This window comes from Citrobacter sp. Cpo071 (genome assembly GCF_030332765.1).
Classification (GTDB): domain Bacteria; phylum Pseudomonadota; class Gammaproteobacteria; order Enterobacterales; family Enterobacteriaceae; genus Citrobacter; species Citrobacter portucalensis.
The window spans coordinates 1,072,210-1,085,256 of record NZ_JAOWHE010000085.1; the positions used below are offsets into that span (position 1 = coordinate 1,072,210).

The 13,047-nt window shown below is 53.0% G+C and carries 15 protein-coding genes; 7 read left to right on the top strand and 8 right to left on the bottom strand.

Annotation, left to right across the window (positions count from 1 at the left end; translation table 11 throughout):
• Positions 1-15: 15 nt before the first annotated feature.
• From ruvB to aspS, 6 genes are all read right to left on the bottom strand, one after another.
• Complete coding sequence (gene ruvB / locus OGY09_RS22260; protein WP_003034872.1) at positions 16-1,026, bottom strand: Holliday junction branch migration DNA helicase RuvB; 1,011 nt, start codon at positions 1,024-1,026, stop codon at positions 16-18.
• Positions 1,027-1,034: 8 nt separating this feature from the next.
• Positions 1,035-1,646 (bottom strand): Holliday junction branch migration protein RuvA, encoded by a 612-nt coding sequence (gene ruvA, locus OGY09_RS22265; protein WP_003034869.1) that lies wholly within the window; start codon positions 1,644-1,646, stop codon positions 1,035-1,037.
• A gap of 80 nt (positions 1,647-1,726) precedes the next feature.
• A complete protein-coding gene (ruvC, locus tag OGY09_RS22270; RefSeq protein WP_003034867.1) occupies positions 1,727-2,248 on the bottom strand; it encodes a crossover junction endodeoxyribonuclease RuvC in 522 nt (173 codons plus the stop codon).
• Positions 2,249-2,282: 34 nt separating this feature from the next.
• Positions 2,283-3,026, bottom strand: a complete 744-nt coding sequence (locus OGY09_RS22275; RefSeq protein ID WP_003833836.1) for a YebC/PmpR family DNA-binding transcriptional regulator — start codon at positions 3,024-3,026, stop codon at positions 2,283-2,285.
• A gap of 28 nt (positions 3,027-3,054) precedes the next feature.
• A complete protein-coding gene (nudB, locus tag OGY09_RS22280) occupies positions 3,055-3,498 on the bottom strand; it encodes a dihydroneopterin triphosphate diphosphatase (protein ID WP_003034863.1) in 444 nt (147 codons plus the stop codon).
• 1 nt (position 3,499) lies between these two features.
• A complete protein-coding gene (gene aspS, locus OGY09_RS22285; RefSeq protein ID WP_003833841.1) occupies positions 3,500-5,272 on the bottom strand; it encodes an aspartate--tRNA ligase in 1,773 nt (590 codons plus the stop codon).
• 264 nt (positions 5,273-5,536) lie between these two features.
• On the opposite strand from aspS, the gene OGY09_RS22290 reads away from it, so the two are divergent.
• The 5 genes from OGY09_RS22290 (at position 5,537) to cmoB (ending at position 9,237) form a co-directional block, all read left to right on the top strand.
• The gene (locus tag OGY09_RS22290) at positions 5,537-6,103 is read left to right on the top strand and encodes a hydrolase (protein WP_032943788.1); all 567 of its coding nucleotides are present in this window, start codon (positions 5,537-5,539) and stop codon (positions 6,101-6,103) included.
• Positions 6,100-6,918, top strand: a complete 819-nt coding sequence (locus tag OGY09_RS22295; RefSeq protein WP_032943789.1) for a DUF72 domain-containing protein — start codon at positions 6,100-6,102, stop codon at positions 6,916-6,918. The genes OGY09_RS22290 and OGY09_RS22295 overlap by 4 nt, the downstream gene beginning before the upstream one ends.
• A gap of 174 nt (positions 6,919-7,092) precedes the next feature.
• Positions 7,093-7,488, top strand: a complete 396-nt coding sequence (locus OGY09_RS22300; RefSeq protein WP_003833847.1) for an MAPEG family protein — start codon at positions 7,093-7,095, stop codon at positions 7,486-7,488.
• A gap of 40 nt (positions 7,489-7,528) precedes the next feature.
• Complete coding sequence (gene cmoA, locus OGY09_RS22305) at positions 7,529-8,272, top strand: carboxy-S-adenosyl-L-methionine synthase CmoA (protein WP_003034686.1); 744 nt, start codon at positions 7,529-7,531, stop codon at positions 8,270-8,272.
• A complete protein-coding gene (gene cmoB / locus OGY09_RS22310) occupies positions 8,269-9,237 on the top strand; it encodes a tRNA 5-methoxyuridine(34)/uridine 5-oxyacetic acid(34) synthase CmoB (protein ID WP_003833851.1) in 969 nt (322 codons plus the stop codon). Before cmoA ends, cmoB begins: the two co-directional genes overlap by 4 nt.
• A gap of 234 nt (positions 9,238-9,471) precedes the next feature.
• On the opposite strand, the gene cutC is transcribed toward cmoB, so the two are convergent.
• On the bottom strand, positions 9,472-10,218 hold the full coding sequence (gene cutC, locus OGY09_RS22315) for a copper homeostasis protein CutC (protein ID WP_032943791.1): 747 nt from the start codon (positions 10,216-10,218) through the stop codon (positions 9,472-9,474).
• 2 nt (positions 10,219-10,220) lie between these two features.
• The gene (locus tag OGY09_RS22320; protein ID WP_003833855.1) at positions 10,221-10,787 is read right to left on the bottom strand and encodes a VOC family protein; all 567 of its coding nucleotides are present in this window, start codon (positions 10,785-10,787) and stop codon (positions 10,221-10,223) included.
• 238 nt (positions 10,788-11,025) lie between these two features.
• Between OGY09_RS22320 and argS the strand changes: the two genes are divergently transcribed.
• A complete protein-coding gene (argS, locus tag OGY09_RS22325; RefSeq protein WP_008785061.1) occupies positions 11,026-12,759 on the top strand; it encodes an arginine--tRNA ligase in 1,734 nt (577 codons plus the stop codon).
• A 163-nt stretch (positions 12,760-12,922) separates the two neighbouring features.
• Positions 12,923-13,047, top strand: a 125-nt coding sequence (locus tag OGY09_RS25500) for a hypothetical protein (RefSeq protein WP_502873210.1), incomplete at its 3' end; no start/stop codon positions are given.

The window sequence follows — 13,047 nt, forward strand, 5'->3', positions numbered from 1 at the left end:
TCGCGACATCAGGCATTAAGGCATCTGTGGCGGTGTAATGCCAAAATGGTTCCAGGCGCGCACGGTTGCCATACGTCCACGCGGCGTACGTTGTAGAAAACCTTGCTGAATCAGATACGGCTCCAGCACGTCCTCAATGGTTTCACGCTCTTCCCCAATCGCTGCTGCCAGGTTATCCAGTCCTACCGGCCCGCCAAAGAATTTATCGATAACCGCCAGTAGCAGCTTACGGTCCATATAATCGAATCCTTCCGCATCCACATTGAGCATATCCAGCGCCTGGGCGGCAATATCAGCCGAAATCGTGCCGTCATGCTTCACTTCAGCGAAATCGCGTACCCGGCGTAATAAACGGTTGGCGATACGCGGCGTACCGCGGGCGCGGCGTGCCACTTCCAGCGCGCCTTCATCGCTCATTTCCAGGCCCATAAAGCGTGCGCTACGCCCAACAATGTGCTGCAGGTCTGCCACCTGATAGAACTCCAGGCGCTGCACAATACCAAAACGGTCACGCAGCGGAGAGGTTAACGACCCGGCGCGTGTCGTCGCCCCGATTAGCGTGAACGGCGGCAGATCGATCTTAATCGAACGGGCAGCCGGTCCTTCACCAATCATGATATCCAGCTGATAATCTTCCATCGCCGGATACAGCACCTCTTCCACCACCGGTGACAGACGATGAATTTCATCGATAAACAGCACATCGTGGGGTTCAAGGTTGGTAAGCATTGCCGCCAGATCACCCGCTTTTTCCAGTACCGGACCAGACGTGGTGCGCAGATTAACGCCCATTTCATTGGCGACAATATTAGCAAGCGTAGTTTTACCAAGACCAGGAGGACCGAAAATCAGCAGGTGATCGAGAGCATCACCGCGCAGCTTCGCCGCCTGGATAAAAATCTCCATTTGCGAACGAACCTGAGGCTGGCCAATATACTCTTCCAGCAATTTTGGGCGAATCGCACGATCCACCAGATCTTCAGGGGTAGTGCTGACAGCCGAAATCAGGCGATCTGCTTCAATCATCCGTTACCTCACAATGCCGCGCGAAGCGCTTCACGAATCAGGGTTTCACTGCTGGCATCAGGGCGGGCAATTTTGCTCACCATGCGGCTGGCTTCCTGTGGTTTATAGCCCAACGCCACCAGCGCAGCAACCGCTTCCTGCTCGGCGTCGTCCGTTGTCGGGCTTGCCGGAGACGTCAGGACCAGATCCGCTGCTGGTGTAAAGAGATCACCATGCAAACCTTTAAAGCGGTCTTTCATTTCTACAATCAGGCGTTCTGCGGTTTTCTTACCAATACCCGGTAATTTCACCAGCGCGCCCAGCTCTTCGCGCTCTACGGCATTAACGAACTGCTGAGCAGACATACCGGAGAGGATCGCCAGCGCCAGCTTCGGCCCCACGCCATTGGTTTTGATTAACTCTTTAAACAGCGTGCGCTCTTGCTTGTTGTTAAAGCCATACAATAGCTGAGCATCTTCTCGCACCACAAAATGGGTGAAAATAATCGCTTCTTGCCCGGCTTCCGGCAACTCGTAGAAACAGGTCATCGGCATATGCACTTCATAGCCTACCCCGCCCGTTTCCAGAAGGACCAACGGGGGTTGTTTTTCAATAATGATGCCTCTGAGTCTGCCTATCACGTGACGCTCCTGCGTTAAGGGCTAAAAGGTAATGCGCTATCATAAAAAAAGGCTGGATAGATATCCAGCCTCATTTGTCACTAACGTAACCGACCTCGCGCCAAATTCAGCCTCGACTCGCTCATTTGCATGGCGTTCTGACTGACATGGCAGTGGGTAATGGCAATCGCTAGTGCATCCGCGGCATCTGCTTGCGGATTCGCCGGGAGTTTTAGCAGCGTGCGTACCATATGCTGGACCTGGCTTTTTTCCGCGCTACCGATCCCCACCACGGTCTGTTTTACCTGGCGGGCCGCGTATTCAAAGACCGGTAGATCCTGATTGGTCGCCGCAACGATTGCCACGCCGCGAGCCTGTCCCAGCTTTAGCGCCGAGTCGGCGTTCTTCGCCATAAAAACCTGCTCAATGGCAAAATAGTCCGGCTGAAACTGGGTGATTATTTCCGTCACGCCCGCGTAAATCAACTTCAGACGTGACGGGAGATCGTCGACTTTGGTGCGAATGCAGCCGCTGCCGAGGTAGGTCAGCTGCCTGCCGACCTGACGAATAACGCCATAACCGGTGATGCGAGACCCCGGGTCAATGCCGAGAATAATAGACATCACGCATCTCCTGTTATTTTATGGCTTAACCACATCATTCTAAGGTGGCAGCAACCTCATCGGAGATTTCACCGTTGTGGTAAACTTCCTGCACGTCGTCGCAGTCTTCCAGCATATCGATCAGACGCATCAGCTTCGGCGCCGTTTCTGCATCCATATCCGCTTTGGTGGATGGGATCATAGACACTTCAGCTGCGTCCGCTTTCAGACCAGCCGCTTCCAGCGCGTCACGCACTTTGCCCATCTCTTCCCACGCGGTGTAAACGTCAATTGCGCCGTCGTCGAAGGTCACAACGTCTTCAGCACCTGCTTCCAGCGCCGCTTCCATGATGGCGTCTTCGTCGCCCTGTTCAAAGGAGATAACGCCTTTTTTGCTGAACAGATAAGCCACGGAACCGTCGGTACCGAGGTTACCACCCGTTTTCGTGAACGCATGACGCACTTCCGCAACGGTACGGTTACGGTTGTCAGACAGACATTCAATCATAACGGCTGTACCGCCAGGACCGTAACCTTCATAGATGATGGTTTCCATGTTGGAATCTTCATCACCACCCACACCGCGCGCGATTGCACGGTTCAGGGTGTCACGGGTCATGTTATTAGCCAGCGCCTTATCAACCGCTGCACGCAGACGCGGGTTAGCATCCGGATCGCCGCCGCCCAGTTTAGCCGCCGTCACCAGCTCACGAATTATTTTGGTGAAAATTTTACCGCGTTTAGCATCCTGCGCTGCTTTACGGTGTCTGGTGTTGGCCCATTTACTATGACCTGCCATAAATAATATCTCCAAAAAGCGCGCCTTTTCAGGCGACGTTAATTACAAACTCTTCAATCGCCTGCCGGTTACTCCACGACTTGGTTAATTGGGCGGCTTCAACCGCATTAACCCAACGATAGGTCAGATGTTCGGTGAACACGATCTCTCGTTCTGAGGGAAGTGCCAGGCAAAACCAGGATTCAGTATTACGTTCAATTCCCGGTGCATAGCGATGACGTAAATGGCTAAAAATCTCAAACTCCACCGTGCGCTGACAGTCAATTAAGGTCAGTTGCTCAGATGCAACATCAATGGCGACCTCTTCCTTTACTTCGCGCATAGCGGCTTGCGACGCGGTTTCACCTTCTTCAAGGCTGCCGGTGACCGACTGCCAGAAATCAGGATCGTCGCGTCGCTGTAACATCAGCACTCTCCCGGTGTCCTTTGCATAAATCACGACTAACACCGAGACAGGCTGTTTATATGTCATATCAGTTATTCTCGGCCTTCTTAACAACCTGAATGCTCAGTTCCGCCAGCGCAGCTGCGTTGGCAAAGCTTGGCGCTTCAGTCATCAGACACGCTGCAGCCGTGGTTTTCGGGAAAGCAATAACGTCACGAATGTTGTCAGTACCGGTCAACAGCATAGTCAGACGGTCCAGACCAAACGCCAGGCCCGCATGCGGCGGTGTACCATATTTTAGCGCATCCAGCAGGAAGCCGAATTTCTCACGCTGTTCTTGCTCATTAATGCCCAGAATACCGAATACGGTTTGCTGCATGTCGCCGTTGTGAATACGCACGGAACCGCCGCCTACTTCGTAGCCGTTGATGACCATATCGTACGCGTTGGCAACCGCGTCTTCCGGCGCTGCTTTCAGCTCAGCGGCCGTCATATCTTTCGGCGCGGTGAACGGGTGGTGCATTGCGGTCAGGCCGCCTTCACCATCGTCTTCGAACATTGGGAAGTCGATAACCCACAGCGGTGCCCATTTGGCTTCGTCGGTGATGTTCAGGTCTTTACCCAGTTTCAGACGCAGCGCGCCCATCGCGTCGGCAACCACTTTCTTGTTGTCGGCACCGAAGAAAATCATGTCGCCGTCTTGCGCACCGGTACGTGCCAGAATCGCTTCCACAATTTCTGCGTTCAGGAACTTAGCAACTGGGCTGGTAATACCTTCCAGACCTTTCGCACGTTCGGTGACTTTGATGTAAGCCAGGCCTTTCGCGCCGTAAATCTTGATAAAGTTACCGTAATCGTCGATCTGCTTACGGCTCAGTGCAGCACCACCCGGTACACGCAGAGCAGCTACGCGGCCTTTCGCATCGTTTGCCGGACCAGAGAACACTGCGAACTCAACGTCTTTCACCAGATCGGCAACGTCAACCAGCTCCATCGGGTTACGCAGGTCTGGTTTATCGGAACCGTAACGACGCTCAGCTTCGGCAAAGGTCATGATCGGGAAATCACCCAGATCGACACCTTTCACTTCCAGCCACAGATTACGCACCAGCGCTTCCATCACTTCACGCACCTGCGGTGCGGTCATGAAGGAAGTCTCAACGTCGATCTGGGTAAATTCAGGCTGACGGTCAGCACGTAAGTCTTCATCACGGAAGCATTTAACGATCTGATAGTAGCGGTCAAAGCCAGACATCATCAGCAGCTGTTTAAACAACTGAGGTGATTGCGGCAGCGCGTAGAATTTACCTTTATGTACGCGAGAAGGTACCAGGTAATCGCGCGCGCCTTCCGGCGTCGCTTTGGTCAGCATCGGTGTTTCGATGTCGAGGAAGCCGTGGTCGTCCATAAAACGACGCACCAGGCTGGTGATTTTGGCACGCGTTTTCAGGCGCTGCGCCATTTCAGGGCGACGCAGATCTAAATAGCGATACTTCAGTCGCGCTTCTTCGGTGTTGACGTGGTTAGAGTCCAACGGCAGCGAGTCTGAACGGTTGATGATAGTCAGATCGGAAGCCAGCACTTCAATTTCGCCCGTCGCCATATCGGCGTTGACGTTTTTCGCGTCACGCGCACGCACGGTGCCCGTAACCTGGATGCAGAACTCATTACGCAGTTCGGAGGCCAGCTTTAACGCGTCCGCACGGTCCGGATCGAAAAATACCTGCACGATACCTTCGCGGTCGCGCATATCGATAAAGATCAGGCTACCAAGATCACGACGACGGTTGACCCAACCACACAGAGTCACCTGCTGCCCCTCGTGGGACAGACGTAGCTGTCCGCAATATTCTGTACGCATGAGATATCCCTTAACTTTGCCGCAGGCGGATTGTCACCTGCCTCGCAGATGACGAAGTCGCAGCTTTAGCTGAATGTCACAACTGAATGAAAAAAGGCGGCTATTATACTGGAAATTCTGCCGCACGATAAGTCCGGTACTGACTGTACGCCTGTTTCCTGGACGGGCATTGCGTAATCTCACAAAAAATAACAAAAATTGTCGCCCCTTTCACACTGATTCGCGATTAAGGTGTAACGGAATTCTTTTATTACTGGAGTGACCATGCTGGAATTGAACGCTAAAACAACCGCCCTTGTCGTAATTGATTTACAGGAAGGGATCCTGCCTTTCGCTGGCGGCCCTCATACGGCACATGATGTGGTTACCCGCGCCGCGCAGTTGGCGGAAAAATTCCGTGCCCACGGTTCCCCGGTGGTAATGGTGCGCGTCGGCTGGTCTGACGATTACGCCGAAGCGCTGAAACAACCCGTAGATGCTCAGACTCCGGCAAAAGCGTTACCTGAAAACTGGTGGCATTACCCGGCTTCTCTGGGGAAATGCGCCAGCGATATCGAAGTGACTAAACGCCAGTGGGGAGCCTTCTACGGTACCGATGTGGAATTGCAGCTGCGTCGCCGGGGTATTGATACCATCGTCCTGTGCGGCATTTCCACAAACATTGGCGTTGAGTCGACGGCGCGAAATGCGTGGGAGCTGGGTTTCAGTCTTATCATTGCAGAGGATGCCTGTAGCGCCGCCAGTGCTGAGCAACACCAGGCCAGCATGACCCACATTTTCCCGCGCATTGCGCGCGTTCGCAGCGTGGAGGAGATTCTGCAAGCGCTATGATTTATATCGGTTTACCCCAGTGGTCGCATCCAAAATGGGTGCGTCTGGGGATCACCAGCCTTGAAGAGTATGCCCGCCACTTTAACTGCGTGGAGGGCAATACCACGCTGTATGCGCTGCCTAAATCCGATATTGTTGCCCGCTGGCAGGCACAGACCACCGATGCGTTTCGATTTTGTTTTAAATTTCCGGCGACCATTTCGCATCAGGCTGCGCTGCGTAATTGTGATGACCTGGTACAGGAATTTTTTACACGCATGTCGCCGCTGGAAGCGCGCATTGGGCAATACTGGCTGCAATTACCCGCGACTTTTGGCCCACGCGATCTGCCTGCCCTGTGGCAGTTTCTCGATGAGCTCCCGAATTCCTTTACCTACGGTGTGGAAGTTCGCCATCCAGACTTCTTTGCCAAAGGCGAAGCCGAGCAGCTATTTAATCGCGGTTTACACGAGCGTGGCGTAAACCGGGTGATTCTGGACAGCCGCCCGGTACATGCCGCAATTCCGCATACTGAAGCAATACGCGACGCCCAGCGCAGGAAACCGAAGGTTCCGGTGCATGCAGTAGTGACGGCAAACCATCCGATGGTACGCTTTATCGGTAGCGATAATATGGCACAAAACAGCGAGCTTTTTGCCGTCTGGCTGACCAAGCTGTCGCTATGGCAACGCACCACGACGCCGTATCTGTTTTTGCATACGCCGGACATCGCGCAGGCCCCGGAGCTTGTTGATACGCTATGGGCAGATTTACGCAGCGCCCTGCCAGAGATCGGATCAGCACCCTCGATTCCACAGCAATCTTCTCTTTTCTGAAAATGCCACCTATCATAGTCAGTGCCATCAACCCAACCGTACTCTAAATAATTCGAGTTGCAGGAAGATGGCAAGGGAGAGAATCCTCAGGAGCTTACATTAGTAAGTGACTGAGGGGAGCGAGTACAGCCACCGCGCATGCAACTTGAAGTATGACGAGTAAAGGGAGTTTGTATGGTAAGCGCGCTTTATGCCGTATTGGGTGCGTTATTGTTAATAAAGTTCTCCTTTGACGTCGTTCGCCTGCGCATGCAATATCGCGTTGCCTATGGCGATGGAGGTTTTAGTGAACTGCAAAGCGCTATCCGTATTCACGGTAATGCGGTGGAATATATTCCCGTCGCGTTAGTGCTGCTGTTATTTATGGAAATGAACGGCGCAGAGACGTGGATGGTGCATATTTGCGGGCTGATGTTGATTGCTGGACGACTGATGCATTATTACGGATTCCACCACCGGCTCTTCCGCTGGCGCCGTTCAGGCATGAGCGCAACCTGGTGTTCGCTGTTGCTAATGGTGCTGGCGAATCTTTGGTATATGCCCTGGGAGTTGGTTTTCTCCCTGCATTAGCGCACAATACGCCACTTTATTTTTCCCGGATTTTTACGTTATGTCTCACCGCGACACGCTTTTTTCTGCGCCTATCGCCAGTCTGGGTGACTGGACCTTTGATGAACGGGTAGCTGAAGTCTTCCCGGATATGATCCAGCGTTCCGTTCCTGGCTATTCCAATATCATTTCTATGATTGGCATGCTGGCCGAACGTTTCGTACAACCCAACACGCAGGTCTACGATCTGGGCTGTTCTCTGGGCGCGGCGACGCTCTCGGTGCGTCGCAATATTCATCACGAGAATTGCAAAATTATTGCCGTCGATAACTCCCCGGCGATGGTTGAGCGCTGCCGTCGTCATATTGATGCCTATAAGGCACCGACTCCGGTTGAGGTTGTCGAAGGCGATATTCGCAACATTACTATCGAAAACGCCTCGATGGTGGTGCTGAATTTTACCCTGCAATTCCTTGAGCCACCTGAGCGCCAGGCATTGTTGGATAAGATTTATCAAGGGTTGAATCCCGGCGGCGCGCTGGTGCTGTCTGAAAAATTCAGTTTCGAAGACGCTAACGTTGGCGAGCTGCTGTTCAACATGCACCACGACTTCAAACGGGCCAATGGCTACAGCGAACTGGAAATTAGTCAGAAACGCAGCATGCTGGAAAACGTGATGCTGACCGACTCGGTAGAAACGCACAAAGCGCGACTGCATCAGGCCGGCTTTGAGCACAGCGAATTGTGGTTCCAGTGCTTCAACTTTGGCTCTCTGGTGGCGTTGAAAGCTGAGGTTAGCGCATGATCGATTTTGGTAACTTTTATCAGTTGATTGCCAAAAATCATCTGTCCCATTGGCTGGAAACGCTTCCGGCGCAAATCGCTGCCTGGCAGCGCGATCAGCATGGTTTATTTAAACAATGGTCAAACGCCGTCGAGTTTCTGCCCGAGCTGACGCCGCATCGTCTGGACTTACTGCACAGCGTTACCGCAGAAAGTAAAGAACCGCTCAGCGAAGGCCAGCTTAAACGTATCGACACCCTGATGCGTAACCTGATGCCATGGCGTAAAGGACCGTACTCGCTGTACGGCGTCAACATCGATACCGAATGGCGTTCCGACTGGAAGTGGGATCGCGTTCTGCCGCACTTGTCTGATCTCACCGGCCGTACCATTCTTGATGTTGGCTGTGGCAGTGGTTATCACATGTGGCGCATGATTGGCGCTGGAGCGCATCTGGCGGTTGGGATCGATCCTACGCAACTGTTTCTGTGCCAGTTTGAGGCGGTACGTAAACTGCTGGGCAATGACCAGCGTGCTCACCTGCTGCCGCTGGGTATTGAGCAACTTCCAGCGCTAAACGCCTTTGACACCGTGTTCTCCATGGGCGTGCTTTATCACCGCCGATCGCCGCTGGAACATCTGTGGCAGTTGAAGGATCAGTTGGTTAAAGATGGCGAGCTGGTGCTGGAAACGCTGGTCGTCGAAGGTGATGAAAATACCGTTCTGGTGCCGGGCGATCGCTACGCGCAAATGCGTAACGTCTACTTTATTCCATCTGCGTTGGCTTTAAAAAACTGGCTGGAAAAATGCGGTTTTGTTGATGTGCGCATCGCCGATGTCTGCGTCACCACCACCGAAGAGCAACGCCGCACCGAGTGGATGGTAACCGAGTCGCTGGCCGACTTCCTCGACCCGAACGACCACAGCAAAACGGTGGAAGGCTACCCCGCCCCATTACGTGCAGTATTGATTGCGCGTAAGCCGTAATAGATTGCCGAATGACCGTTACGTATAGCACCGTTTCTCCAAAATAGTTCAAGTTGCAGCAAGGCGGCAACGCAGCAAATCCCCGGGAGCGTAGATAACTACGTGACCGGGGTGCGCGAGGCGGCCAACGCTGCTGGGGCTTGAAATATGAAGGAGAAAAAAAGGCCCCTGTTGAAATTGCAGGGGCCTGGTACGAGCAAGCATCATATTGGGCGACATGATGCAACGGTAAAATCAGCTGGCCTGATGGTGTGCAATGATTGCTTTCATTTCAGCAACCGCCGTCCCGTCTACCGCATAGCGCGAATACTCATTCGCCTGCGCATCCGAAGACATCGACAACCCCGAATTGCGATAACGCATTGGTGAAGCCAGCCATACTCCGGCAGAACTGTGGACTTCCTGCACTCCAGCATCAAGGAACAGGGACAAATTCGAGGCGCGAACCCCCGCTCCGGCCATAATGATTGGAGCACCGGGCTGCGCAATAAGTTCCATTATTTTTGTTAAACCTTGCGCCGCATCTGATTTTTGCCCTGAAGTAAGTACTCTGGCAATGCCCAAATCAGCTAATTTTTTAAGCGCATTGAGTGGGTTAGCACACATATCAAAGGCCCGATGAAAAGTGACTTGCAGCGAACCGGCGGCAATCATTATTTTCTCCATGCGCGGCATATCGACATTGCCATCCACATCTAAAATGCCGGTCACCAGCCCTGAGAATCCCAGTTCCCTGACCATCGCAATATCATCCAGCATTGCAGCAAATTCACCTTCGGTGTAGCAAAAGTCGCCTCCACGTGGGCGAATAATGGGATTGACGGGAGTCGAAATGTGCTGGCGAACGGAACGCAAGACGCCCAGTGACGGCGTTAAGCCCCCTTCTTTGGGTGCTGAGCATAGTTCAATACGATCCGCGCCGTTTTGCTGCGCCGTGCGCGCGCACTCCATGCTGTAACAGCAGATTTCCAGTATAGCCATGCTCACTCCTGACGTTCGCTTGCCACAATGGTTTCAATCGACCACGGATGGAATTTTATCGTCACGCTACCATCGCTAACCGCCAGCGTCGGATTCGGTAAACGCTCACGCTCTCCTTTTGGCGAGCTGGTTTTCACAAAAATGCCCGGTTGACTCAGACCGTGATCGGAAAGCAGCGCCAGCGCTCGCGCATTCAGCGTTTCCGCCTCTCCCGGCAGAACAATTTCAATATGTTCCCAGCCTTCATGAGGGTAGCGTTTTTCGCCCGGCCACGGCAGTTCGACGATGGAAAATTGCCAATGTTGCACACAAACCGGCTCATGCAGTTTAAAAAGACAAATAGGTCTGCCGTTAATGATGTTTTCTGACAACAATTCACCGCACTGTTCAAACCCACGACGCCAGCGCTCTGCGGTGGTATTTTGATGGCAACGCAAGGAAATGTGATCGGCTTCCAGGCCTGTGATATCCAGCCCAAGACGGGTAGAAAGTTCCGTTAATGCCTGCGTGAAATGCGGTAAATCTGCAGAAATATCCTGTAGTTCTGCAACGGTTTGCCAGTTCGCCATATTAAAAGCTCATATCCATGTTCAAAGTCGCTAATTTACTCTGTTGCGCTGCGCCATCCAACCGCTGTTTTCTCCGAACACATCATGAATAAATTTACGCCATTGCATTGTTTATATTTCAGGCTACTGGCGGTACACACAATGCTGACGGCAACGGGCATTTGCAGTATACTCCCGCCCTTAATTCTTAAACTGGTGCGGTGAATTTTAGGCCGCTTCATAAATGTAAGGTATTCCGGTGAATATTCAGGCTCTTCTCTCAGAAAAAGTCAGTCAGGCCATGATTGCTGCAGGCGCGCCTGCAGATTGCGAACCGCAGGTTCGTCAGTCAGCAAAAGTACAGTTCGGCGACTATCAAGCTAACGGCATGATGGCTGTCGCTAAAAAACTGGGTATGGCGCCGCGACAACTGGCTGAGCAGGTGCTGACTCATCTGGATCTCAACGGGATTGCCAGCAAAGTTGAAATTGCAGGCCCGGGCTTTATCAATATTTTTCTCGATCCGGTATTTCTGGCGCAGCACGTTCAGCAGGCGCTGGCTTCCGATCGTCTGGGCGTCACTCAACCGGCTAAACAAACCGTCGTGGTTGACTACTCTGCGCCTAACGTAGCGAAAGAGATGCACGTTGGTCACCTGCGTTCCACCATCATCGGTGACGCGGCGGTGCGTACGCTGGAGTTCCTCGGTCACAACGTTATTCGCGCTAACCACGTCGGCGACTGGGGTACTCAGTTCGGTATGCTCATCGCATGGCTGGAAAAACAGCAGCAGGAAAATGCCGGAGAGATGGCGCTGGCTGACCTGGAAGGTTTCTACCGTGATGCGAAAAAACATTACGACGAAGATGAAGCCTTCGCTGAACGCGCCCGTAGTTATGTCGTGAAACTGCAAGGCGGTGACGAATACTTCCGCGAGATGTGGCGCAAACTGGTCGACATTACCATGTCGCAGAACCAGTTAACCTACGATCGCCTCAACGTTACCCTGACCCGTGACGACGTCATGGGCGAGAGCCTGTACAACCCGATGCTGCCTGGCATCGTCGCCGATCTGAAGGCGAAAGGCCTGGCTGTTGAAAGCGAAGGCGCTACCGTCGTATTCCTTGATGAGTATAAGAACAAGGAAGGCGAACCGATGGGCGTTATCATTCAGAAGAAAGATGGCGGCTATCTCTACACCACAACCGACATCGCCTGCGCCAAGTATCGTTACGAAACCCTGCATGCCGATCGCGTACTTTATTACATCGACTCTCGCCAGCATCAGCACTTAATGCAGGCCTGGACCATCGTACGTAAAGCTGGTTATGTGCCGGATTCAGTGCCGCTGGAACACCACATGTTCGGTATGATGCTGGGCAAAGACGGTAAACCGTTCAAAACCCGTGCGGGCGGCACGGTTAAACTGGCCGATCTGCTGGATGAAGCGCTGGAGCGCGCACGTCGTCTGGTCGCGGAGAAGAACCCGGACATGCCTGCCGACGAACTGGAAAAACTGGCAAATGCGGTCGGTATCGGCGCAGTGAAATACGCGGATCTGTCCAAAAACCGTACCACCGACTACATCTTCGACTGGGACAACATGCTGGCGTTCGAAGGTAACACCGCGCCATATATGCAGTACGCTTATACCCGCGTACTGTCCGTGTTCCGTAAAGCAGATATCGACGAAAGCGCGCTGGCAAATGCGCAGGTCGTTATCAGCGAAGATCGCGAGGCTCAACTGGCGGCGCGTCTGCTGCAGTTTGAAGAAACGCTGACCGTCGTTGCGCGTGAAGGTACGCCACACGTGATGTGTGCTTACCTGTACGACGTTGCTGGTCTGTTCTCCGGCTTCTACGAGCACTGCCCTATTCTCAGCGCTGAAAACGAAGAGATTCGTAACAGCCGACTGAAACTGGCACAGCTGACGGCGAAAACCCTGAAGCTGGGTCTGGATACTCTGGGTATCGAAACCGTAGAACGTATGTAAGTTAGCTAACAATAAGACCTGAGTCTGTAATCAGGACTCAGGTCTTTTTAATTTCTGATCTAAACGATTTCTGAATATTCTCCCTATTCCCCAGATACCACTGAAACACATTCTCAAACAGGTGTAAGGTACAAATCCTGATGTTTTACAAAAGGATTTGGCGATGAGCGGTGGTAAACCGGCAGCCCGAATGGGCGACATGACGAACTTCGGCGGCCCGATTGTCCAGGGCTCCATGGGCGTGATGATTGGTGCCCCTACCGGCATCGCCTGCTCGGTCTGTCCCGG